Source organism: Spirosoma knui, from assembly GCF_054780635.1.
Window position 1 is genome coordinate 237,386 of the sequence record NZ_BAAGVY010000003.1, and the last position, 24,620, is coordinate 262,005.

Annotated in this window: 15 protein-coding genes and 1 CRISPR repeat array; of the genes, 14 read left to right on the forward strand and 1 reads right to left on the reverse strand. The window is 47.2% G+C overall.

Translation table 11 applies throughout. The features are described 5' to 3' along the window. Window positions 1-27 precede the first annotated feature (27 nt). The 11 genes from ACYVIY_RS09615 (at window position 28) to cas2 (ending at window position 11,693) form a co-directional block, all read left to right on the forward strand. Complete coding sequence (locus ACYVIY_RS09615; protein ID WP_460976110.1) at window positions 28-690, forward strand: SGNH/GDSL hydrolase family protein; 663 nt, start codon at window positions 28-30, stop codon at window positions 688-690. A 248-nt stretch (window positions 691-938) separates the two neighbouring features. Then, entirely contained in the window at window positions 939-1,838 is a 900-nt protein-coding gene (locus ACYVIY_RS09620; protein WP_460976112.1) for a helix-turn-helix transcriptional regulator, read from the forward strand. 73 nt (window positions 1,839-1,911) lie between these two features. Further along, on the forward strand, window positions 1,912-2,712 hold the full coding sequence (gene cas6 / locus ACYVIY_RS09625) for a CRISPR-associated endoribonuclease Cas6 (protein WP_460976113.1): 801 nt from the start codon (window positions 1,912-1,914) through the stop codon (window positions 2,710-2,712). 381 nt (window positions 2,713-3,093) lie between these two features. Further along, complete coding sequence (locus ACYVIY_RS09630) at window positions 3,094-5,088, forward strand: hypothetical protein (RefSeq protein ID WP_460976114.1); 1,995 nt, start codon at window positions 3,094-3,096, stop codon at window positions 5,086-5,088. A 1-nt stretch (window position 5,089) separates the two neighbouring features. Next, a complete protein-coding gene (locus ACYVIY_RS09635) occupies window positions 5,090-6,187 on the forward strand; it encodes a DevR family CRISPR-associated autoregulator (protein ID WP_460976115.1) in 1,098 nt (365 codons plus the stop codon). Then, window positions 6,180-6,884, forward strand: a complete 705-nt coding sequence (locus ACYVIY_RS09640) for a hypothetical protein (protein WP_460976116.1) — start codon at window positions 6,180-6,182, stop codon at window positions 6,882-6,884. The genes ACYVIY_RS09635 and ACYVIY_RS09640 overlap by 8 nt, the downstream gene beginning before the upstream one ends. 6 nt (window positions 6,885-6,890) lie before the next feature. Beyond that, entirely contained in the window at window positions 6,891-9,167 is a 2,277-nt protein-coding gene (gene cas3 / locus ACYVIY_RS09645; RefSeq protein ID WP_460976117.1) for a CRISPR-associated helicase Cas3', read from the forward strand. Between the two features lie 13 nt (window positions 9,168-9,180). Further along, a complete protein-coding gene (locus ACYVIY_RS09650; protein WP_460976118.1) occupies window positions 9,181-9,699 on the forward strand; it encodes a hypothetical protein in 519 nt (172 codons plus the stop codon). Between the two features lie 4 nt (window positions 9,700-9,703). After that, window positions 9,704-10,213: a CRISPR-associated protein Cas4 gene (cas4, locus tag ACYVIY_RS09655; RefSeq protein ID WP_460976119.1), complete on the forward strand. Its 510-nt coding sequence runs from the start codon at window positions 9,704-9,706 to the stop codon at window positions 10,211-10,213. A 122-nt stretch (window positions 10,214-10,335) separates the two neighbouring features. Next, window positions 10,336-11,343, forward strand: coding sequence for a type I-B CRISPR-associated endonuclease Cas1b (gene cas1b / locus ACYVIY_RS09660; RefSeq protein WP_460976120.1), 1,008 nt, complete (start codon window positions 10,336-10,338; stop codon window positions 11,341-11,343). An 86-nt stretch (window positions 11,344-11,429) separates the two neighbouring features. Further along, complete coding sequence (gene cas2, locus ACYVIY_RS09665; RefSeq protein ID WP_460976121.1) at window positions 11,430-11,693, forward strand: CRISPR-associated endonuclease Cas2; 264 nt, start codon at window positions 11,430-11,432, stop codon at window positions 11,691-11,693. Between the two features lie 216 nt (window positions 11,694-11,909). Further along, a CRISPR array of direct repeats spans window positions 11,910-19,051; the repeat unit is 30 nt; unit sequence CTTCTAATCGTACCTGAGTGGAATTGAAAT. 6 nt (window positions 19,052-19,057) lie between these two features. On the opposite strand, the gene ACYVIY_RS09670 is transcribed toward cas2, so the two are convergent. Then, window positions 19,058-19,549, reverse strand: coding sequence for a GNAT family N-acetyltransferase (locus tag ACYVIY_RS09670; RefSeq protein WP_460976122.1), 492 nt, complete (start codon window positions 19,547-19,549; stop codon window positions 19,058-19,060). A 409-nt stretch (window positions 19,550-19,958) separates the two neighbouring features. Here ACYVIY_RS09670 and ahcY point away from each other — a divergent pair, with 409 nt between their 5' ends. From ahcY to ACYVIY_RS09685, 3 genes are all read left to right on the forward strand, one after another. Then, on the forward strand, window positions 19,959-21,269 hold the full coding sequence (gene ahcY, locus ACYVIY_RS09675; protein WP_460976123.1) for an adenosylhomocysteinase: 1,311 nt from the start codon (window positions 19,959-19,961) through the stop codon (window positions 21,267-21,269). A 247-nt stretch (window positions 21,270-21,516) separates the two neighbouring features. Then, complete coding sequence (locus tag ACYVIY_RS09680) at window positions 21,517-22,665, forward strand: hypothetical protein (protein ID WP_460976124.1); 1,149 nt, start codon at window positions 21,517-21,519, stop codon at window positions 22,663-22,665. Between the two features lie 270 nt (window positions 22,666-22,935). Next, window positions 22,936-24,579, forward strand: coding sequence for a M1 family metallopeptidase (locus tag ACYVIY_RS09685; protein WP_460976125.1), 1,644 nt, complete (start codon window positions 22,936-22,938; stop codon window positions 24,577-24,579). The last annotated feature ends 41 nt before the right edge of the window (window positions 24,580-24,620 follow it).

A 24,620-nucleotide genomic window follows, 5' to 3' on the forward strand; every position in this document is an offset into this window, starting at 1 on the left:
GACACGGCCGGAATTAAATTAATTAATATGCATTACATGATTCGGGTTGTTAACGTAGTCTTGCTGGTTTTCGTAGCCGGGTTCACCCAGGCCCAAACGCAGCCCCGGTATGAGCCGGAAATTCAGGCATTCGAGAAAGCTGACAAAACGACTCCTCCACCGCAGCACCCTATCGTATTTACAGGCAGCTCATCCATTCGCCTGTGGACTAGTTTAGCAACCGATTTCCCCAACAAACCCGTATTGAACCGGGGCTTCGGCGGTTCGGAATTGAGCGACGTAATTCGCTATGCCGACCGACTCATTGTCAACTACCAGCCGAAACAAGTGGTGGTATATGCCGGTGAAAACGACATTGCATCGGGCAAACAAACCGGCAAGCAGACCTACAAGCGGTTCGTTACGTTGTTCCGTTACGTTCGCAACAAGCTGCCCGACGTTCCGTTTACCTTTATTGCGATCAAGCCGAGTCCCTCGCGCCGGAAATATTTTGCCGAGGTTGATGAAGCCAACAAGTTGATTCAGCGTTTTCTGGCCCGCAAATCAAACACAAGTTTTGTCGATATCCGGCCTACGATGCTCCAGCCAAACGGGCAGCCCATCCCCGAATTGTTCAGATCCGATAGCCTGCACATGACCGAAAAAGGCTATCAACGGTGGACCCAGGTACTGGCCCCGTACCTTAAGTAAAGCGATTTGCGAGTAGCAATAAGATAGCCTACGGTTTGTGTTTTGCTGGCGCTACGTCCTGAAACAACACGCTGTTTCAGGACGTAGCGCCAGCTCTTTTCTCAGAAACTACATCAGACTGCAAATCGCTTATACACGTTAAATCAATCAACTACCTATTAATAAATAATCCTTCATATTTTTTTGTGTATCGGTACCGTTGAGCCTTACATTAGGTCAGTAGTCTTACAGCTTCCACACCTATATACATGATTCCTCAAGCGAAACTCCTTCGCGTTTTTAAGCTTATACGCCTGCTGCATCAACAGCCAGGCCGCACCATTCCTCAGCTAGCCGAAGCCGTCGATCTATCCGAACGCTCGGTGTATCGGTACATTGAGTTTCTGGAAACGGTTGGCTATGCCATCGACTGCCACCCGCAGACAAAACGGTATTACCTGTTTGGGCCGGGGCCGGACAAACCCGACGCGTTTACCGAAGAAGAAGCCGACCTGATCCGCCATGCTCTGGCCGGGGTTGCCGACACGAATCCGCTGCTGGCGGGAATTCGTCAGAAAGTATTTTTGAGCAGTACCCTGCTACCGCTGGCCGACGGACTGGCCGATATTCACCAGGGGCAGATTGTTGGTAAGCTGGCCGAGGGCATTCGTGAACAGGTGCAAGTCACTTTAATTCGCTATCATTCCGCTAACTCGAACACGATTAGCGACCGGCTGGTGGAGCCCCTATCCTTCTCCGACGACTATGCCATACTAGAAGCCTACGAATCGGCTACAGCTACGGTGAAAACCTTCCGGACAAAGCGAATCGAGGCCGTCGAACTCACTAATCAACCCATACAGTACCAGGCTACCGACAGCCTGATGGATATTTTCACCTGGACAGGACCGGGCTGGCTTTCGGTCGAACTAAACCTCACCGACCGCGCATATCGGTTGCTGATTGAAGAATTTCCTGCCACTCGCCCCGATACGTATCAACGACGAGAGGCCGCTGATACGTCGTTTGCCTACGGTTGGTGCGGACGCGTGCGCGACTGGCGGGGTATTGGTCGGTTTGTACTCGGCTTACCGGGCGAAATTCAGGTCATAGAGCCGGAAGACTTTCGAGCTTATTTACGCGCTCGGCTGGTAGAATTTACGCTTTGACACAACTTGTCAATCACCTTTTCGTACTTCGTGCTATTAACTGGTACGAAGGCTATTCCTCAACCCTGACCTTATGCAATTTCGACTAACCCTCGTTCCAACCGCCCGCCAGACGCTGGTTCCGTTCAATTACGCGTACCGGCTTAGCGCATTCATCTACACCGTGCTGGCCGATGCCGATAAGCAGTACGCCGATTTTCTGCACGCGAAAGGCTACGAGTTTTCGAGTACGCGCCGGTTCAAGCTCTTTACGTTCTCCGACCTGATTATGCCGGGGGCCAAAGCAGACCCAAAGGCAGGCGGTATATGGGTTAATTCGCCGTACATCGAATGGATTGTTAGCTTTTACGTCGATAAAGCTGCCCAGCATTTCATCATGGGCTTGTTTCAGGACCAGCGCTGCGTAATTGCGTCGCCGAAGCACCGGGCGGAGTTTGTTGTTGAACGCGTCGAAGCCGTACCGGTTGAGATCAAGACGAACACCGTTACGTTACGGACTCTCTCGCCGGTGGTGATTGCCGAAAAAGACGAGCGCGGTATGGACCAGTACCTACATCCGGCCGATGAGCAATTCGGCCCGCTACTAATCTCAAATTTAGTGGCGAAGTGGGCCAGCGTCCCTGTCGCGGCCGGTGCTGATGAATTTACCGACTACGCTCTAACGTATCAACTCTTACCAGGCCGCCATGATCCCAAGTCACGTCTAGTTACGATTAAGGAAAACTCCCGCGAAGAAACGAAATTGCGGGGCTACTACGGTTTTCAGTTTGAACTCACCGGCCCCCAGGAATTACTGGAACTGGCCGTACTGGCCGGTGTAGGAAGGTATAATGCGGAGGGCTTTGGGTGCGTAAGCACAAAATTCACTCATTAAACTATTAACAATCAGACATGTACGATTATTTTCTATCAACTTATATTTCAATTCAGTCTCTGATTGCTGAGTAAAACTATTAAATACACATGTTATTTCAAACTTATATCTGCCTTGTATAATCTTGAATTAAGCCGTTTAAATGGGCTTAACAACTCAGTTCAAGTTCAAGCCGCCTTGTAGTCTTTCTTTTTTTTATCATCTTATTGGAGTAAAAAGGGGTTTACTGTAGCTTTGTTCTAAACTAAGCAGTTAAATCCATGACTAAGCACCTAGATACCTTAATCAATCGACCAGTACAATGCACTCATTGCGGACTAGCTACCCAGGCTGAACGTGATGGACATTGTGACATCTGTTGCAACTTAACCTTTTTAGTTTGTGATGATACTGTTTAGAGACTATACCGGCAGCGCTATGCTCAATAATGCGCTACAAACCATCGAAGCATTGGCTAAGCAACGTATCAGCACTGTTGATGCTGATACGTTGCTTAGGTTATTCAGAAATCCGTATAGTGATGGTTTGCACACACTCACACGCTTGAATAAGCGGTTGAAGAGTTATACCATGCTCTTCTCTAAAAATGGTCCGCTCCTCAACGATAAAGAATTCGGTGAAGCCATCTACAACCAACTCATTTCTGGTATTCTAGAAAATGCGGAGAATGAGGGACCGTATACCTGCGAGTTGTCGGGCTTGAGGTTCAAAACTACGTTTGATGCTTTCTATGAACAGACGCTCCGCAAAGTAGGCTATCCAGTCAGCAAGATTAGCGGTAAGGATAAAACCGTCAATCGGTGTTGGTTTCCGCTGTTAGGTGGGTTAGGTTCTGACGCACAGGCATTACCACAAGCCAAATATGCGCTTAGCGTTCACCCTGTTTGTTTGGCTATTATGCAGTTCTTGCCTTTATCTGCCGTGCTTTATAAAGGGGGAGTACTGTTAATTGATTCCTCAAATGAAGAGTTGTCTAAACGAATGATTGCTGATCATGTAGAGCGTATAAGAACTGAGGCAACCACGAGGGCATCAAATTTGTCAGTGGATAATATCAAAGATTTTACGAAAGGTCATTATTTATTAAGAGCCTTAGAAATTCTGGCTGATAAAGAGCGAAATGATAAGATTACAGCTTTCAATCTTTGGAGTTTTACTAATTCAGGTACCGGAGCGAGTTGCGAAATTGATCGCATACCGAACCAACTGATCGTTAAGTTACTCAGATTGTACAGAAGTCCCTCGCTACGGCCAACGCTGGAAGGGATCTTAAAGAATCCAAAAATTCAATCAGACTTTCTGGATTGCCTTGAGGGAAATATTGACTTCTATGGACTTTACCCCAATAAAAATTCAGATGGCGTTTCTGTTCGATTCTATGAGGAATACCAACGCCTTATCGGCAATGACGGTAAGTTGGAATATGCCAAATACATCGCTCATCTGCTAGGGAAGGAAGAATGGAGTAAAGCGCAGCATAAGTTCTTAGAAAAATCAGATGCTCCAACTAGCGATTATGCTTTGTATAAAAGTATGATTTTTGAATCACTGGTGGCAGCAGCGGCCCGTAAAGAGTGGCATTGGGCGCACCATGTCATGGTTCTCAATAATCCTGAAAAAATTCCGATAGATAGTACTATTAGCCGGATGTATCGGATGGTACATTTCTATTATCTAACGTTATCTGCCGATGACGACGTAACAATGCCTCCTATTCCCGATATAGCCCACCTGCCTATCGGTCAGTCGATTAATCTATTTTTTCATTTAATGGGTGAAGACAAACGCAGCTACAGCAGTCGTTGGTTAGGTGCCCGTTATCAGGAAGGCAATCCATTACCCTTGTTGATCCGAGAAGGTAGCCGATTTTATGAGCTTGAAACAGTTTATTCATTGTTGTTCGATGCTGAAAATCGACTGAACGCTTACGGGTTGCGGGATATTCTACGGATATACTTAAACTATTACCGCAATGAGCCAATCCCTCGGTTAACTGTTCAACCTGAGCTACTTCTTAAGCCCAGTGTTGAGCAAAATGAGTACCTGAACAACTTCGGCCAATTCGTTGATGAATACATCCATTACTATCGTGATGGACGAAATAAAGGTCAATTGGACGAAGAGAAATTTCGTCAGCATGTACTGGTTCCTATGCGTCGGGAAAATTTCCAAATCGCTCAATGGATAGATTCTGTCAGCGAAAGCATGGCTACCCTTGAAAAGGAATTGGAACAACCATTTGCCCCATCAATTCTTCCTGAAAAACTTCTGTACGACTATATGGGCAAATACAACCCATCGTTTGCTCGATTTGCTATGGAATATCTTTTAAATCAATTCTATCACCAATTATCACTTTCCCTCACAACAGTTTAATATGGCAACTCTCAACAACATTACCGGTGCATTAGTCATCGATGGTACAGCCGCCTTTCTAAATGGTGCAGGTTTAGGCGCAGGCGAAGACCGTAATAAAGTAGTCCCGAAAGTATTCGAAGAAATGGTGAACGGCCGCCGTGAAAAAGTGCCTTACGTATCGGCTCAAGCATGGAGACGATGGCTTCGGAATACCTCAAATGAGGAGAACAATTGGACACCCAGTGAATTACAGGCAATAGGCGTTTCGAAAAAAGGAACAACTAATAAAATCTCTACACAGCTTGATCCAATTGCTTTCCCAGAAGACGATTTGTTCGGTTATATGCGTAGTGGGGGAAATGATAAGTCAGGAGCGGGTGATGAAGATGACGAAGACGAGGCCCCTACAAAAACTAAAGCGGAGAGTGTTCAACGGACATCACCGTTTAAATGCTCTGTCTTAAAGGGTATCCGTGGTAAGCGGACGTTGAACGTTGATGAGGGTTTCGTTCACCTCAAAGAAAACACACCATTGCCCTACTCAACGCAGTTTTATGCGGCTCACCTTGAGGGATTCTTCAATCTCGAATATTATCGGCTTGGGCAATTTGACAACTTAGGTAGTAAACAGGAGTTAGCTTCTGAGACGGTTAAACAATATGCAGACCAGTTGACTAACAAACCTTTAGGCGCTAAAGGAACATTCAAACGCTTCACGCTACAAAACGCGGAGCAGTCACGCAAAGAGCGTGCGGCTGGTTTACTACGTGGACTGGCATTTTTACGGGGTGGAGCAAAGCAGGCTGCATTCGGTGCTGATGTTAGCCCCAAGGTGCTGATTTTAGCCGGACTTGAATGTGCAAACCCCGTCTTCAACAATTTGTTCGAGGGTTCTGGCGAAATGCCTTCTTTGAAAATTAATGCTCTCAAACAGATCATTGACGATTACCATAACAAACTGGCAACACCTGTCTATATCGGTATACGGGAAGGGTATCTACAGAACGAAGCTCAGGTGAAGGCTCTTTCAAACGATTCCACGATTGTTGTTGGCTCGCCCATAAGCGTTGCTCAGGACTTCATAAAGGCTTACTTGACTACGACATCCAATGAATGAAGTGCTGGAAGTTCAATTTGACGGATGGACAGCAACACCACGCTTGCCCTTCGTTCTTTCTGGCAATGCACTTTGCATGACGGTCCCTTCTTATTCGTCGCTACTGGGGTTGATTGGTTGCTGTTTGGGACGTATTGTAACACATAATGAAGTACAGTTGGGATTTTATTATCAATACGTAACGGAAGCTAATGACCTAGAAACGCGTCAGCGATTGGAGTTTGATGGCCGAAATGTAAAGCCACACGCCAAAGGTACGGATGCCTACAAGCGAGAGTTTCATGTCATAGCAGCAACTGACTTGGCAGGCGACCTTCAACCTTGTTTGACTCTCTGGCTAAATCGCACCGATTGGATAGATTACTTCCGCTATCCAATTGGAACACCTGCACTAGGACGCTCGCAGGACTTACTGCGCATCCGCTTTGAGTCAGTGCGAGTCGTTCCGGTCGAAGCTATTAGGCAGGCAAAAATCAGCGGATGTGCCTTGCCTTTTTCACCAGGTATGCAGGTAGCTGGACAGTTAGTTCAACTAGCTGATGCTTACGAAGAAAACACGCGAGTAGGAGCAGGCCGAAAGCCAATTAATCCACGTGTTTTTATCAATCTAGCAGCCGGTACGGGGCAAGAAGTATCAATCGGTAATTTATTCAGGACCGGCGAGGGTAAAAGTTTCTATCTACACAACTGGCAATGATCTAAAATGGATTTCAGCGTTTACAAAGCCAAAAGTGACGACCCAACGTTTGCGCTATGCATGACACTTGAGGAGCATACGCGACGGGTAGTTCGGGCAGCCATTGAGTTAGTTAACCGGTTGCCGTTTACAGAAGACGAGCGTAATGAGTGGCTGAGAAAAGCTATTCGTAGTGCTGTATGGCACGACATCGGCAAAGCTCATAAGAGCTTTCAGTTGAATCTTAAAAAAGGTACAACGGTTGTAAGCATTCGTCACGAACTCATCTCACTTTGGTTTTGTGAGCAGTTTTTAGATCTTCCTATTGACGAGTTATTTGCCATCGCTACACACCACAAAGGGATCGTTTCCGATGGTTTCAAAAAACTTTCTCTTTACGAGATAGGAACTGACTTAGCCTGTCATCTGGCCGATGACCCAGCATTGGTGAAGAACGCCGAAGAGATTGTAAAAGCTTGGGGAACGCTTTTCAATGATGTTTCGCCAGTAACAAACAATCTTTCTCTTAACGATACGTATTCAGATGAAATTCAATTTCTTCTGATGAAGGATAGGCAACAATCACAGTGGGCAGATAGGTTGCAACTAGCTCGTATGCGTGGCTTGCTGATGGCGGCTGATCACATTGGTTCTGCAAAGACGGAAAGCGATTTGCCAATATGGAAACGACTTGAGCTGACCGATTTTTATCCCACAACCGTAAACGATAAAAATAAAGTCGTTCGGGTACCTTTTCGACCATTTCAGGAGCGCATGCAGCAGTACGTAGGCGACGTTGTTCTACATGCGCCGACAGGTTCGGGAAAAACGGAAGCAGCGTTAAGTTGGGTGTATGCCAATCAGACAGAAAATGTCAGACTGTTTTACCTGCTGCCGTACACTGCCAGTATTAACGCTATGGTACGTAGGCTTAAAGGTATTTATGGTAAGGATCGGGTAACGGCTCTTCACAGCAAAGCCCTCGATTTTTTCTACGAGGAAGCAATCAACGAAACGAATAATTTTCAGCAAAGCGAAGAGATTGCTCGAAACAAACGGTCTGCTTCCCGCGAATTATTTTACCCTGTTAAAGTAGCTACGTTGCATCAGGTACTCAAACACGCGCTACATGGTAAAGGATGGGATATGAGTCTATTCGACTACCAAAACGCCTTGTTTATCATTGACGAATTTCATACGTACGATGCACACCTAACAGGGATGATGCTGGCAACGCTTCAGTGGCTTAAGCGATTTTGTAACGCTAAAATTCTGCTGATGTCGGCAACCATTCCCAAATTTCTACTGGATCGGATTGTTAATGAATTGTTCGATGGTGATACATCGAGAATCATACGCCCAAATCCAGGTAAGCCAGCTGATGCCGATATACTAAAACGTATTCGTCACAAATTAATCTGCCAGCCTAAGAAAACGGTTATTGATTCAACTGAACAAATCACGCAGATACTAGAGGAAGACAAAAAAACTGTGCTGATTATTGTCAATAACGTCAGTACATGTCAGAAACTAAGTCAGACTTTTAACAAGTATAATCCCAAATTATTGCACGGTGGTTTTCATCGCAAAGACCGTAAAGAGATTGAAAAGAGTATCACAGCAGACGACAGAAAGGAGCGCCCTCGATTATTAATTGCTACACAGGCCGTAGAGGTTAGTCTAGATATTGATTATAATGTTGCCTTTATTGAGAATGCTCCAATTGACGCACTAATTCAACGATTTGGCCGCGTCAACCGAGCTGGAAAACGTAAAAAACCATCAGAAATACATCTTTTTGAAAATAGCGTTGGTAACACCAAACGGATCTACGACCAAACTATCGTAGATGAAACATGGCGTGTTCTTCTAAAGCTGGATGGGCAGGAGTTATCTGAGCAACATTTGGTCGATGCCTGCGATGAAGTATATGAAACGGGCTACACCGAAGAACAAGAGCGTAACTTCCAAATCGGTTTTACTCACGAACGAATTATCAATTTTGAGAATACATTTCACGCAGGTGATTGGGCAGATTGGGTTGAAGACGTTATTGATAAGAGTAATTTAAAGATTGATGTTCTGTGTGAGAATCTAAGGGCTGACTTCGAAGCCAAAAGAAAGGAAGGGAAGTATATTGAAGCCAGCCAGCTTTTGGTGCAGGCTTATCCATGGGAGTGCCCTAAAGAGTATCAAATCAAATTAGAAGACAAGCAGAATACGCTGGTGGCAACTAACCTTAAATACACTCAAGGGGTCGGTTACAAACGGATAGAGCGTTCATCTGGCTTTAATTTTTTATAACAGTTAACCATTCATGAAATACCCCCGCCAACTTTCTGCCGGTGCCAACAACGCTGTTATTGCTCTCTCGGATACGGAGGTAGCTAAGCTGTTTCTGGGCGATACACGTTCGGATATTGGTTCAGAAGCGGAGAAAATGAAGTTCGCCAATACTGTCAATGATCTGGTAGTCCGTTTCATCCGGCTCGATTATAACGACAATCTACAGGCCGAAATGCTGGTTATGGAGCGAATTCGTCCTATCGATTACCGGGCCTACGAAATTGAACGTCGGGAACTTTGGTACGATGTATTTGCGGACGAGCTACAGCAGTTGCACCAGGCGGGGTTTGTGCATCGGGACTTACGTCGGCCGTCGGACCTTGATGGTCTTGCCTTCGACAACATCCTGCTGACCGAGCAGGGGTTACGGTTGATCGACGTGGGCATTTCGGCGTTGCGGCATCAGGTTGGCGATAAAATCTTCACCAAATATCTGGAGGTTGAAAAAGCTGAATTAGAGCAGTTTCGTGATTATTTTCTGAATCGATAGTTGTATGCCCCACACCAACGCTACCTTAATCAATTACTACCATCTGTGTCATCGCAAGATGTGGCTTCATGCCAATCAGATACGGATGGAACACACCTCGGAAGCTGTTGCCGAAGGAAAGCAGCTTCACGAACATGCTTATCCACAACGCGCCGAACGCTACCGCGAGATTACCCTCGATGGCTCCAAGATTGATTTCTATGATCCGTATGACAAGGTGGTGCATGAAATCAAGAAGTCGGATAAGCTCGAACACTCGCACGTAGCGCAGGTGCAGTTTTATCTGTATCTGCTCCGCAAAAATGGCGTTGAGGGGGCCACCGGACTGATCGAGTACCCCAAACTACGGCAAACGCAGACCGTCCGGCTGGAGGACGAAGACGTGCCGATGGTCGAAAGTTGGATACGTGACATTGAGCAAATCGTAGAAAGCGAGCAGTGTCCAGGGCGGCTCAACAAAGCTAAATGCCGGTCGTGCAGCTACTTTGATTTTTGTTACGCCGAAGAGGAGTAACGGGATGAAGGCGGAAAGGGACGCGAGGGATTTCCTCTCCGATGTTCTAAACTCCGCTTATGTCTCTCTTTCATCCCCGCTCCTTCCTTTACTCCCGCTCCCCCTTTTTTCCACACCTTACTATGAAACAGCCGAAATACATCTTCAATCCCGGCCGGATGAGTCGGAAAGACAATACGCTCAAGTTTACGCCGGTTGATGAAGACGGCAACGAAGGCCAGCCCCGTTACTTACCCATCGAGCAGATTGCCGACCTGTATATCTTCGGTAGTCTGGATGCCAATTCGGCCCTGTTCAACTTTCTGGGGCAGAACGGCATCTCGGTTCACTTCTTCGACTATTACGAAAACTACACCGGTTCGTTTATGGCGCGAGAGTATCTGCTGGCCGGTAAAATGCAAGTCGAGCAAACCAAATCGTACCTCTCGGCCAAAAAGCGAATCGTGATTGCCCAGCGACTGGTCGAGGGAGCCGCAGCCAACATATTGCGCGTACTGAAATACCACAACAACCGCGACCGCGACGTAGCCACGGCCATCGCGGTCATTGAACAACTGCTGACGGCGGTTCCGGGAACGATGGATGTGCCAACGCTGATGGGCATTGAGGGCAACATCCGCCAGACGTATTACAGTACGTTCGACACCATTGTTGGCGAAACGTTCTGCATGGACGGACGTAGCAAACGCCCCCCGCAGAATGAGTTGAATTCGCTAATCTCGTTCGGCAACATGCTCTGTTACACCAAATGCCTGAGCACCATTTACCATACTCAGTTGAACCCAACGATTAGTTTCCTGCACGAACCCGGTGCGCGTCGGTATTCGCTGGCCCTGGACATTGCCGAAATCTTCAAGCCCATTCTGGTCGACCGGCTGATTTTTCGGATGATCAACAAACGGCAGTTACAGCCATCGGATTTTCGCTCGGAAATCGGGGGCTGCGTGATGAAAGAAGCCGCTCGTAAGCGCTTCATGCAGGGGCTTGATGAACTGATGAAAGAAACCATCAAACACCGTTCGCTGGGACGTAGCGTCAGCTATCGGCACCTGATCAAGCTGGAGTGCTATAAGTTGCAGAAGCACTTACTGGGCATTGAGGAATACAAACCGTTTAAAGCGTGGTGGTAAGTTTTTAAGGAGATAAAGGGTGAATAGCTAACGCAAAGTTTTTCACTCTTTCGCTCCGGTTCGGCGTCCTGATTCACTCTTTATCTATGTATATTATCCTGGTTTATGACATGGGGCAGAAACGCGTCGGGAAGATGCTCAAGCTCTGTCGGCGGTATCTGAACTGGATTCAGAATTCAGTGTTCGAAGGGGAGCTAACCGATGTGCAGTTGAAGGAATTAATGCACGAGGCCAGGCGCATCATGAAGGACGACGAAGACAGCCTGATTCTGTTTAAGAACCGTGACAAAAAGTGGTTGGATAAAGAGATTGTTGGTGTAGAGCGACAATCGACGGATGAATTTTTGTAGAGCGAATGTCGTCAATCGCCTGTATACGTTCTTTGACCAGTAGTCTTTATTTAATTTTCGGCAGTTCTTTTCGACTTAGTCCACTGACAGTCAAGGAGTCGTCAATCGGCCGGCATTTTCGTACCATCACCGATTGACGACTTTTTCGATTAAACAGGCTGTTCAAAAACACGCACAGGGCTTTGCAAAGCCCTTTTTTCGTCTGTATTTTCACGGCTTCTAATCGTACCTGAGTGGAATTGAAATTCATGTTGCGAATCATCTCACAAATAGTCTCTAACCTCTTCTAATCGTACCTGAGTGGAATTGAAATGTTACAGCAGCAACAACACGCAACGAAACAGCGCGCTTCTAATCGTACCTGAGTGGAATTGAAATATTTAAAGCCGCGTGCTGCCCAGATCAAGAACGAAACCTTCTAATCGTACCTGAGTGGAATTGAAATAGCAACTTCGTGACCACATCGGATAAATCGGGCGCCTCTTCTAATCGTACCTGAGTGGAATTGAAATTCCTGACGGTGAAGGGTAATCTGCAACTTCGCTTTGACCTTCTAATCGTACCTGAGTGGAATTGAAATTCGAAGAAGGCTTGAAAGGCACCCTTTGGGTCAACTTCTTCTAATCGTACCTGAGTGGAATTGAAATTTTAATCGTCGCGCTTCCGTTGCAGGAGCCTGGTTAACTTCTAATCGTACCTGAGTGGAATTGAAATGCTCTCTGAGCGCCTGCATGGTTCGGCGCTCAGCGGCCCTTCTAATCGTACCTGAGTGGAATTGAAATTTTGGCGTCGCCTGAGTGGATGGACGACCTGACGGCCTTCTAATCGTACCTGAGTGGAATTGAAATTTGCCCCCGGCGGCTCAGATTGGGACACCGACCCCGCTTCTAATCGTACCTGAGTGGAATTGAAATGTGGTCAAATCGGTTGAAGTCGTGGGCAGTATTAACTTCTAATCGTACCTGAGTGGAATTGAAATCCGTAATATACATGACTAGATTCCAAGGTTGCCGCCTTCTAATCGTACCTGAGTGGAATTGAAATGTATAGAGGGTGTATTTTGTGTAATGTAAAGGGGAATCTTCTAATCGTACCTGAGTGGAATTGAAATGTCTTCCAGTTCCCCGTCTTTATGCTTGCGGTAGTAGCTTCTAATCGTACCTGAGTGGAATTGAAATAAGAACAGATGCGCCGTTATTGTAGAATTTGATTCCTTCTAATCGTACCTGAGTGGAATTGAAATGCGCCAATGGTACATCGGGCAAATCCTTTACGCTCTTCTAATCGTACCTGAGTGGAATTGAAATAAGTAGCCGAAGGGCTATTCAAACGCGCAACCGGCCTTCTAATCGTACCTGAGTGGAATTGAAATCCACTCGACAGGTTTGGCGCTAACTGATTGAAAACCCTTCTAATCGTACCTGAGTGGAATTGAAATTTGTGCCGGGCGTGGGTAACGTGGTCGGCGCGGTCTTCTAATCGTACCTGAGTGGAATTGAAATTGCTTAAATCTATTTCCCTTTGCGCGTTCATTTTCGGCCTTCTAATCGTACCTGAGTGGAATTGAAATTTGTAAAACAGACGTTGAAAATGGCCTTCGTCAACTTCTAATCGTACCTGAGTGGAATTGAAATAATTACGGAAAACTCAGAACAGAAATCGTTTTAGCCTTCTAATCGTACCTGAGTGGAATTGAAATTTGGATGAAGCGGGTAATGTTGCCTATATTTCAATACTTCTAATCGTACCTGAGTGGAATTGAAATATGGTCAAGTAAGACTTTGAAGATTGCCTGTGGAACTTCTAATCGTACCTGAGTGGAATTGAAATATTCTCATAGGTTTTATGTGTGGGCAATTTGAACAGTCTTCTAATCGTACCTGAGTGGAATTGAAATATCTGTGTAGAGAGCCGGATTATGCAACCGGTGCACTTCTAATCGTACCTGAGTGGAATTGAAATTAGCGATGCTGACACCTACACCGCAGTCGTTCAGGACTTCTAATCGTACCTGAGTGGAATTGAAATAAGCTTGGTTGTTCTAACGTAGTCCGTTTCCGGATCGCTTCTAATCGTACCTGAGTGGAATTGAAATTTGATTTTTCGCGTTGGAAACGAAGTCTGGACCAGACTTCTAATCGTACCTGAGTGGAATTGAAATTAGGGTGGGCGCGTAAAGTGCTGCCAATAGCTTAAACTTCTAATCGTACCTGAGTGGAATTGAAATGTGCTGGGAAAGCTCTGGGACGTAGACGAACAGTTTACTTCTAATCGTACCTGAGTGGAATTGAAATCCGGGTTTGAGCACCCGAAAGGCGTCCCGCAACCAGCTTCTAATCGTACCTGAGTGGAATTGAAATTTCGTACCCCCACTGCAACAGGGTGAGCAAATGAGCTTCTAATCGTACCTGAGTGGAATTGAAATTTGCCTCAATCATCGAGTCGGGCGATACCAACCCGGCTTCTAATCGTACCTGAGTGGAATTGAAATGGGGTTTGCTCGTATCGGGCCGCACCGAAGCGAGACTTCTAATCGTACCTGAGTGGAATTGAAATTTTCGCAAATGACGACGACCCAAAAATTCGCCCCCGCTTCTAATCGTACCTGAGTGGAATTGAAATCTTAGTCAGCGCTCTAAGGTGGGCATTTACGCCGGCTTCTAATCGTACCTGAGTGGAATTGAAATTCGCTTTGAGTGCGAACAGGGGTTTTTTGGCAGAAACTTCTAATCGTACCTGAGTGGAATTGAAATTCGAACAGAAGCTAATGGTGGGGTCGTTAGCCGCCTTCTAATCGTACCTGAGTGGAATTGAAATTTAGGCAACCAAACCTCTCTTGCCCGAGTGTCATCTTCTAATCGTACCTGAGTGGAATTGAAATGCAGGTAACCTTCATGAAATAGCAGCGGGTTCGATCCCTTCTAATCGTACCTGAGTGGAATTGAAATGTGTGCGTCAGCTATCGGTCGATACGTACGCCGACTTCTAATCGTACCTGAGTGGAATTGAAATTGGTTAGCTACGTTGGGAACGTCGGGCGGGTAAGGCTTCTAATCGTACCTGAGTGGAATTGAAATCTTCAGGTAGTTGGTCGCTGCGTAGGGATCGATTCGCTTCTAATCGTACCTGAGTGGAATTGAAATACCGTCGGCTGGTTGGAGAACTCAACGCCTTCGTATTCTTCTAATCGTACCTGAGTGGAATTGAAATTTGGTAGTTGTCGCGTTCCTTTTTGATGTTTCGACTTCTAATCGTACCTGAGTGGAATTGAAATATCCGAAATGAGTGTAGTGAAATCCATCTTCCGCAACTTCTAATCGTACCTGAGTGGAATTGAAATTCCGGTTGGCGACCGTTGGGTACGACGAAGCGCCGCTTCTAATCGTACCTGAGTGGAATTGAAATCGGGCAAAGCTCACTCATCGAAGTACCGGTCGGTCCTTCTAATCGTACCTGAGTGGAATTGAAATAACGGAACCTTCAGACCATGCACCTTAATGATTGGCTTCTAATCGTACCTGAGTGGAATTGAAATTTGCGCTGAGCTATTGGCTCGGTGCCGCGCCCACCGCTTCTAATCGTACCTGAGTGGAATTGAAATTCGGAGACCAGTTCGAACTCAACCGCTTCCGCTTCGGCTTCTAATCGTACCTGAGTGGAATTGAAATTAGCTCCTGCGAGAAGTAGGGTAGGGCGGTAAATTCCCTTCTAATCGTACCTGAGTGGAATTGAAATTTTTCTACAGGATCGTTAAGTAAGGCGCGTCCGATCTTCTAATCGTACCTGAGTGGAATTGAAATCCGAGTTTACGCTATATAGTTGGAAGCACACCCGGCTTCTAATCGTACCTGAGTGGAATTGAAATATGTAGATCACAAGTGGAATAACGGGGATTGCCGGGGCTTCTAATCGTACCTGAGTGGAATTGAAATTCGAACGAAGCAATGATTAAGTTTTGCGTTGGCGCTCTTCTAATCGTACCTGAGTGGAATTGAAATTAAAACGCCGTTGATAGTCATACAAAGCAGGACGGCCTTCTAATCGTACCTGAGTGGAATTGAAATTCGGTCTAAGAGGTAGATTGATTTGTTTTATTCCACTTCTAATCGTACCTGAGTGGAATTGAAATGCTTTTCGGGTTGAATAACCCCGGCCTGCACCAGCGCTTCTAATCGTACCTGAGTGGAATTGAAATAACTTAAAAGCTCATGACTATTAAATTCAAAAAAGACTTCTAATCGTACCTGAGTGGAATTGAAATAAGCGATTAAAGAACTATTCGGCACGGTCGATAGCTTCTAATCGTACCTGAGTGGAATTGAAATATATTGACTTCCAGATTGGCAACATTCACCCCGACACTTCTAATCGTACCTGAGTGGAATTGAAATTGTTGGAAGCATGAAGTTCGGGCTTAACCAAAACAACCTTCTAATCGTACCTGAGTGGAATTGAAATTTCTTTCGCGTAAGGGTGCTCCATGTCGGCCACGGTCTTCTAATCGTACCTGAGTGGAATTGAAATTGCTAACCATGGCCGTATTAGTAGGCATGTGGCTTTCTTCTAATCGTACCTGAGTGGAATTGAAATACGGAGACTACACAGGCAGCGTGTCGGAAACCGTGCTTCTAATCGTACCTGAGTGGAATTGAAATGAGGTGTCGGTCATCTTCCTTGCCAAGTCGCTTCCCCTTCTAATCGTACCTGAGTGGAATTGAAATATCAGCTCACCATTAACTACCCCGGCGGAGGCACCCTTCTAATCGTACCTGAGTGGAATTGAAATATAGGCCCAGAATAATCAGCGCACCGCAGATGAAGGCTTCTAATCGTACCTGAGTGGAATTGAAATCAATTACGCCCTCAGTTACTTTTGGCCGATGTTTACTTCTAATCGTACCTGAGTGGAATTGAAATGAAGTTGCCGAAGATCACGACGTTGAAGGCGTTGTACTTCTAATCGTACCTGAGTGGAATTGAAATAACTCTTTAGCTGATTATCAGCACTTTGCCGTTTTTCTTCTAATCGTACCTGAGTGGAATTGAAATTCTATCTCCGCGTGACAGTCAATCAGGAGCGGTTGGCTTCTAATCGTACCTGAGTGGAATTGAAATTTGTGCGCGTTTAGTCGAAGCGTACCGAACCGGGCCCTTCTAATCGTACCTGAGTGGAATTGAAATATGGAGCCGTTATAGGCATCGGCACGGACGGCTTAACTTCTAATCGTACCTGAGTGGAATTGAAATTCATTGCCACTTAGGCCATAGACATAATAAATATCCCCTTCTAATCGTACCTGAGTGGAATTGAAATACGGTAACAATTACGTTTCAGAATGGTAAGAGCGCAACTTCTAATCGTACCTGAGTGGAATTGAAATAGCATAACGCGGTAGGCACTCGCGAATATAGGATTTGCTTCTAATCGTACCTGAGTGGAATTGAAATTTATACACTTGGCTCAACGACGAAGGCGTCAGGCTCTACTTCTAATCGTACCTGAGTGGAATTGAAATGATCACTCCGCATCTGCATCAGGGCCGTAGACTCGCTTCTAATCGTACCTGAGTGGAATTGAAATAACCTTTGTGATCACGCCCGATTTGGTACCGTCGTTCTTCTAATCGTACCTGAGTGGAATTGAAATGCTGGTGTTGACCGATCGGGTGGTATTAACCAGCTTCTTCTAATCGTACCTGAGTGGAATTGAAATCCGGGTCGAAGGTACGCCGAAGTGCACACGATTGAGCTTCTAATCGTACCTGAGTGGAATTGAAATGAATGAGCCAGTTAAACGTAGGTAGATTCAGTGTTTTCTTCTAATCGTACCTGAGTGGAATTGAAATTAATAGGTCGTCAGGTACGTGCCGGGCCGGAAATAGCTTCTAATCGTACCTGAGTGGAATTGAAATACCCCTACTACTTTATTATTTACGGAGCGGGTGACGCTTCTAATCGTACCTGAGTGGAATTGAAATCCGTTTGGGGCGGGTCGGCTGGGGCTGTACCGGCTCTTCTAATCGTACCTGAGTGGAATTGAAATTTGCGGCAAGGTCCACCATATTCAGGGTGTACTCCCTTCTAATCGTACCTGAGTGGAATTGAAATTTTACGGGTTCGGGACCTAGTGGCACCGGAAAGAACTTCTAATCGTACCTGAGTGGAATTGAAATTAATGCTGTTGCCAAGCGGTGTCTGGGCATTCTGGGCTTCTAATCGTACCTGAGTGGAATTGAAATTTGATAAGTTCTAAGTACTTAGCCATTGTAAAAAACTTCTAATCGTACCTGAGTGGAATTGAAATATTGGCGGCACCGGTAAACACCCCGCTGGGCTTCGGCCTTCTAATCGTACCTGAGTGGAATTGAAATATCCGTACCGGCTCGTTCACGACCTGATCAGGGAATACTTCTAATCGTACCTGAGTGGAATTGAAATTTGTGCAGGAGCTGGCTAATCAGTTCGACTTCGATGCTTCTAATCGTACCTGAGTGGAATTGAAATATTTGGGGCGATTCTAACCCGCCCGGCAAGATGGATCTTCTAATCGTACCTGAGTGGAATTGAAATCGAAAAAGGGAGCAAACGAGGCAATCAGCCCGTACCCTTCTAATCGTACCTGAGTGGAATTGAAATTGGTACTATTCGATTGCGGTTTGGGCTATGTCAGTCTTCTAATCGTACCTGAGTGGAATTGAAATTCACAAGCACACTAAAGGCGTCCATGTCAATCGCCCTTCTAATCGTACCTGAGTGGAATTGAAATATGGCAATAGACCCGTTTGGTCGGCCCTCAACTCAGGCTTCTAATCGTACCTGAGTGGAATTGAAATGTGTTAGGGTTTGCATTTACCTTCGTAAACCCGCCTTCTAATCGTACCTGAGTGGAATTGAAATATATCGTTTTCATATCTCGTGCGACAGGAATCACGCCTTCTAATCGTACCTGAGTGGAATTGAAATGGGGCTGGCGGGACTATAACGGCAATCAACTCGCCTTCTAATCGTACCTGAGTGGAATTGAAATAACTTAAACGGGCGGTTAAACGCCCTTCCTACCATGCCTTCTAATCGTACCTGAGTGGAATTGAAATCTAGTTAGGGCAAAACAGGTACTAGAAATCAGGCACTCTTCTAATCGTACCTGAGTGGAATTGAAATACCATATAAGCGAAGGTTACAGTTTTACCGCCCCCGGCTTCTAATCGTACCTGAGTGGAATTGAAATAAGCCCCATCGGTCGTGAAGCCTTTGGGGATAGTGACTTCTAATCGTACCTGAGTGGAATTGAAATCTCTACAAGATCACCAAAAAGGATGGCGGCTGCGCTTCTAATCGTACCTGAGTGGAATGAAATTTGGGAGTTACAAAAGTATTTCCATTCGGATGTCGGCGCGGGCGTAGGGGGTTTCTACACGGGGAACCTCCCGAAAGCCAACGTTCTGGTACAAGGTTAAAGCTGGCGTTAAGCGCCGGTTCGATTCGAGCCAAACCGTTTTTACGCCGATCTGACGAGCGTAGTTGAGAGCCACTTCGCAGAGCATCCGGCCAACGCCCTGCCCCTGAACCGTAGGCGATACCGCCATTTTCGCAAGCTCGAAGCCCGATGCCCCCATATTCACCATAGCGACGCAACCTACAATTTCCTCCTTCGTCGGTCCATCACCGGATTGGTCAGACAAGCGTTTGGCAAGAAAAATTTGTCCCTGATTAGGCAGCACATACCTCTCCGGGTGATCCAACTGCTCTAAGTCATGGGGTTCGACTGTGAAGAAGTGCGAGATCCATTCAACATTCAATCGTTTAAAATCGGGTTGATAATCGGCTGTATATGGAATAATTGAAATGGTGCTCATGCGTAATTAAATAATTGGGTCCACTAATTCGCGTACACTAAGACATCGTTGTTATAAACCGAAATTGAGACTGGGTAATTCATTACGTATCACTTACCTGTTTAGCAAACGTATTGACATAATCTACGCGGCTATACTAAATACGTAGTCGATTGTACTGTTCGGGTAATTTACAGTCCTTATTTTAAGAAATACAATTCTCTTGTATTGATTGGCAGGGGCATTCAGGGTGTATCTGATACAGATTCCGGTGTTGAAATTGAAGCGATTGCTTGATTAAATCACCTCTGGCGTAGTAAACGGTTAGCCTTTCTGAGATACACCTTGTAAATTTGCATTTTAGTAAGAACTCAAGCCGGTTTTGGAAGATCTGTTTGATCGCTCTGGAACCGAAAACGAAAACTATAGTATGGAAACCTCCACGTACGTCCCCTACAAGGTTAAGGACATCGCGCTGGCCGAATGGGGCCGCAAGGAAATCCGGCTTGCCGAAGCCGAAATGCCGGGTTTGATGGCTCTCCGCGCCGAGTATGGACCGTCGAAGCCGCTGGCCGGTGCCCGCATTGCCGGGTGTCTGCACATGACCATCCAAACGGCCGTTTTGATTGAAACGCTCGTCGAGCTAGGGGCTGATGTCACCTGGTCGTCGTGCAATATCTTCTCCACGCAGGATCACGCGGCTGCCGCCATCGCTGCGGCCGGGATTCCGGTGTATGCCTGGAAAGGGATGACGGAAGAAGAATTCAACTGGTGCATTGAACAGACGTTGTTCTTCGGCGAAGATCGCCAGCCCCTCAACATGATCCTGGACGATGGCGGTGACCTGACCAACATGGTCTTTGACGTGTATCCCGAACTGATTCAGGGCATTAAAGGTCTGTCGGAAGAAACAACAACGGGCGTCCACCGGCTGTACGAGCGGATGAAGAATGGTACGCTGCATCTGCCCGCCATCAACGTAAATGACTCGGTAACGAAGTCGAAATTTGACAACAAATACGGCTGCCGCGAGTCGCTGGTCGACGCAATCCGTCGCGCAACCGACCTGATGCTGGCTGGTAAAGTAGCGGTTGTTGCGGGTTATGGCGACGTAGGTAAAGGATCGGCCGAATCGTTACGGGGGGCCGGTTGCCGCGTGCTGGTAACCGAAATCGACCCAATCTGTGCCTTGCAGGCCGCTATGGATGGTTACGAGGTTGTTCCGATGGATGAGGCTGTTCCCCGCGCCCAGATTTTTGTGACGGCAACCGGAAACGTTCGCATCATCAAGGATCGGCACTTCAAGGCTATGAAAGACAAAGCCATTGTCTGCAACATCGGTCACTTCGACAACGAGATTGACATGGCGTGGTTGAACGAAAACTACGGCCATACCAAGAGCCAGATCAAACCGCAGGTCGATATGTACGAAGTCGATGGCAAGGAAATCATCGTGCTGGCCGAAGGCCGGTTGGTGAACCTGGGCTGCGCAATGGGTCACCCATCGTTCGTGATGTCGTGTTCGTTCTCGAACCAGACGCTGGCGCAATTAGAGCTGTGGGCCAACTCAGACAAGTACGAAAACAAAGTATACGTACTGCCCAAGAAACTCGATGAGAAAGTAGCAGCCCTGCACCTGGCCCACGTTGGAGCCCGACTCGAACCCCTTGAGCAGGAACAGGCTGACTACATCGGTGTAACGGTTGAAGGTCCCTTCAAATCAGAGATGTACCGGTACTAATTGTCTGAACCGGGATTTAGAGGATTAAACGGATTAACAGGATTTTGCTTTTAATAAAGCGAGTAGCGTTCAACAGAATCCTGTTAATCTGTATAATCCTCTAAATCCCGGTTTAGATTTACGCGCGGCCCCGGAAACGGGGCCGCGCTTTTTTGCATTATATTTGCTTAGGTTTGGTGTTGAACGTATTGATTTACAATTGCCTCACATCACTACCTTTGTGGACGCCCTTTCCCCAAAAAATGGTATGAATCGACTGCTCCTGGCGCTGCTGTTGTCTCCTCTCCTGTGCGTGGCGCAGCAGACGACAATTGATACGCTGCACTGGAGCGCTACCCGTCGACTTGAACTGGCTGATTTCCACGCGCCCATTCAACCGGGTCTGGGTGGGTCAGAATTTTATTACCAGATTGGCTACGAAGTACGGCCGACATCCATCTGGAACCCGCCCGCTATCGACGCCTTCTGTTTGATGTTCCGGAATCTGTCGTGGGTATCCGAAACGGCACGTAATCAACGGACGCTGGCGTATAATCAGGTGCTGTTCGACCTGGTAGAAGTGCATACCCGGCAGATGAAAGCCAAGCTGATTGCGTTGGGTGCTGACCGTCGATTTAAACAGCAGGCCACTCAGATTGAGTACCTGACTAATGCCGAACTGGGAGCCGAGGTTAACCGATTCCGGGCCGAAACCGGCGGGGGCGATGATGTGGCCGCTTTGCAGCGCTGGCAGAAGCAGGTTACCCAGCGGCTCTATGATGTGCCCGATCTGGTCACGACGTATCAGGCATCGAAAATTGGGTATGGTGTATTTTTCGGGGCCGGGGGTGCCTTGCCCGTTGGCCCGCTGGCTAATACACTCAACCCACCGGCCGGTGTGGTAATCGGTCTCGACATTGCGTTTAATCGTACGTTTCTGCTGTTGCATCCCACGTTGTACAACGGCACCATCCGGGCGGGGTTTTCGTACCACAACCAAAGCTGGGAACGGGGTATGGGAGCCAGTACGGCTTTATTTGAAGTAGGCGTAGGTCGTGCCGCCCATGACTCGCCCCGCAGTCGGCTGATTCCGTACGTGGGCTACCGACTCCTGACTATGGTTCCCCGCGACCGGAACGATGAACGCTACAAAGGCTACTCGCTCCTGAGTCATGCCCCAGCCGTAGGGCTTATTCTTGACCTTAAACTAGGCGATAACAGCCGGCGACCCGACCGGACGGAAACCAGCTTCTGGTTCATCCGCACAAAAGTGTCGTACAGCCCGATGATTGATTCTAAACCCTTCTCGGGCGGGCTGCTTAACGTACAGATTGGCCTAGGTGGTTTCGGGCGTGTTCGGAAAGTCAGTTACCGCCCCGAGCCTACGGTCATTCTGTTACCCGGCAGTCTGATTTAAAACCAGTGAACGTAAGGGTTCATTAAGACCACAGAATCCGGTTACTCGCCTGACTTCTGCTCCAGAAAAATCAGCATCCCTCCGGCATTTTCTCGGTGGATAATACGTAACAAATACGGCAAAAGTAGACTGTCCAGGATCAGCGTATCCATCATGGTGTGATACGTCTTTCTTTGTCTAAGCGAAGGGAATCAGAACCAACCAGCCGGTTCTGTTTGTAACTTTGTTTACGCTGTCCGCTTCAGCAAAGCGGCTCCTGCTTACGTCTCTATGCGTCTGTTTAGCCTTTTATGTTGCCTGCTCACCGCTTCCGCGTGGGCACAAAGCCCTTCACAACCGTTTTCACACGCTGATTCGCTGCGCGGAGGTTTACGCCCCGAACGTACCAGTTATGACGTTACGTTTTACGACCTGAGTGTGAGTGTTGATCCGGCCACCCGACGTATTGAAGGCAGCAACACCATCCGGTATAAAGTTGTGAAGCCGTTTCAGCGGATGCAGGTCGACCTTTTCGCTAATATGCAGGTGAAGTCGATTAGGCAGGGTAACAAATCCTTGGCTTACACCCGCGATGGCAACGCCATGTTCATCACCCTGAACGAAGCGCAGCCCATCGGCCAGACGCGCGAACTGACGATCACGTACGCCGGGAGTCCGCTCGTTGCGAAGAATGCGCCCTGGGATGGGGGATTTGTCTGGCGAAAAGACACCACAACGGCTCAAAACGCTGACTGGGTAACGGTTGCCTGCGAAGGTACGGGCGCTAGTTTATGGTGGCCCAACAAAGATCACCTGTCCGACGAACCCGATTCCATGCGCATCCGATGCCGGGTTCCCAAAGGCCTGACCTGCGTCTCGAACGGAAAGTTTGTGAGCCAGAAACCGGTGAACGGCGGGCGGCAAACGGAGTGGACCTGGTACGTGCATTACCCCATCAACAACTACAACGTAACGCTTAACATTACCGACTACGCCCACATTCAGGATACGTATACCGCCCGCGATGGTCAGACGCTGGCGCTGGATTACTTTGTCCTGCCCGGTAATCGAGAAAAAGCAAAAATCCATTTTGAGCAGGTAAAGCCCATGCTGGCCTGCTACGAAATCCACTTCGGCAAATACCCATTCTGGCAGGACGGCTACAAGCTGGTCGAAACGCCCTACTGGGGCATGGAGCACCAGAGCGCGGTAGCGTACGGCAATAGGTACCAGAACAATCCGTTTGGGTTCGACTTCATTATCATCCACGAAAGTGGCCACGAATATTTTGGCAACAGCCTGAGTTGCGCCGACCACGCCGAAATGTGGCTTCATGAGTCGTTTACTACGTATGCCGAAGCCTTGTTTATGGAGTGTACGCAGGGATTGCCCAGAACCGTCGAGTACCTCAGAAACCAGCGTAGGCTCATTCAAAACCGGTTTCCGATGGTTGGGCCGTTAGGCGTGAACGCCGATCAGAAAGACACAGATATATATTACAAAGGCTCCTGGATGCTGCACACCCTTCGCCACGCGGTCAATAACGATGCGAACTGGTTTGCTGCGATTAAAGCCCTGGCAACCGAAAAACGATTGTCCATCGTTACAACCGATGAAGTCGTTACGTTCTTATGCGCTAAAACCGGCGTTGACCTTAAGCCGTTGTTCAATCAATATCTATATACGGCCGCCTTGCCCGTTTTAGAGTATAAGGTAAACGCCACAGGCAGCAATGAAGTCGAGATTTCGTACCGCTGGGTAGCCGATGCAGATGGATTTAATCTGCCGATTCAGGTACGGGGCAGCTCAGGCAACTGGCAAACCCTGCAGCCTACCCGCCAATGGTCGACGACTAAACTTAAATCGGCTGTCGACGCTGTAACAATTAACCTTGATAACGGTCTGTTCGACCTACGGGCTATCACAGTTAACTAACGATTTGTTAAGGCAGGACCGGACTTATTTTCCGAACTTGC

Coding starts and splice junctions, on each gene's coding strand:
- cas4 (WP_460976119.1), top strand. CDS start 9,704: ATGCCCCACACCAACGCTACCTTAATCAATTACTACCATCTGTGTCAT.
- ACYVIY_RS09635 (WP_460976115.1), top strand. CDS start 5,090: ATGGCAACTCTCAACAACATTACCGGTGCATTAGTCATCGATGGTACA.
- ahcY (WP_460976123.1), top strand. CDS start 19,959: ATGGAAACCTCCACGTACGTCCCCTACAAGGTTAAGGACATCGCGCTG.
- ACYVIY_RS09680 (WP_460976124.1), top strand. CDS start 21,517: ATGAATCGACTGCTCCTGGCGCTGCTGTTGTCTCCTCTCCTGTGCGTG.
- ACYVIY_RS09650 (WP_460976118.1), top strand. CDS start 9,181: ATGAAATACCCCCGCCAACTTTCTGCCGGTGCCAACAACGCTGTTATT.
- ACYVIY_RS09620 (WP_460976112.1), top strand. CDS start 939: ATGATTCCTCAAGCGAAACTCCTTCGCGTTTTTAAGCTTATACGCCTG.
- cas6 (WP_460976113.1), top strand. CDS start 1,912: ATGCAATTTCGACTAACCCTCGTTCCAACCGCCCGCCAGACGCTGGTT.
- ACYVIY_RS09615 (WP_460976110.1), top strand. CDS start 28: ATGCATTACATGATTCGGGTTGTTAACGTAGTCTTGCTGGTTTTCGTA.
- cas1b (WP_460976120.1), top strand. CDS start 10,336: ATGAAACAGCCGAAATACATCTTCAATCCCGGCCGGATGAGTCGGAAA.
- cas2 (WP_460976121.1), top strand. CDS start 11,430: ATGTATATTATCCTGGTTTATGACATGGGGCAGAAACGCGTCGGGAAG.
- ACYVIY_RS09640 (WP_460976116.1), top strand. CDS start 6,180: ATGAATGAAGTGCTGGAAGTTCAATTTGACGGATGGACAGCAACACCA.
- cas3 (WP_460976117.1), top strand. CDS start 6,891: ATGGATTTCAGCGTTTACAAAGCCAAAAGTGACGACCCAACGTTTGCG.
- ACYVIY_RS09685 (WP_460976125.1), top strand. CDS start 22,936: ATGCGTCTGTTTAGCCTTTTATGTTGCCTGCTCACCGCTTCCGCGTGG.
- ACYVIY_RS09670 (WP_460976122.1), bottom strand. CDS start 19,549: ATGAGCACCATTTCAATTATTCCATATACAGCCGATTATCAACCCGAT.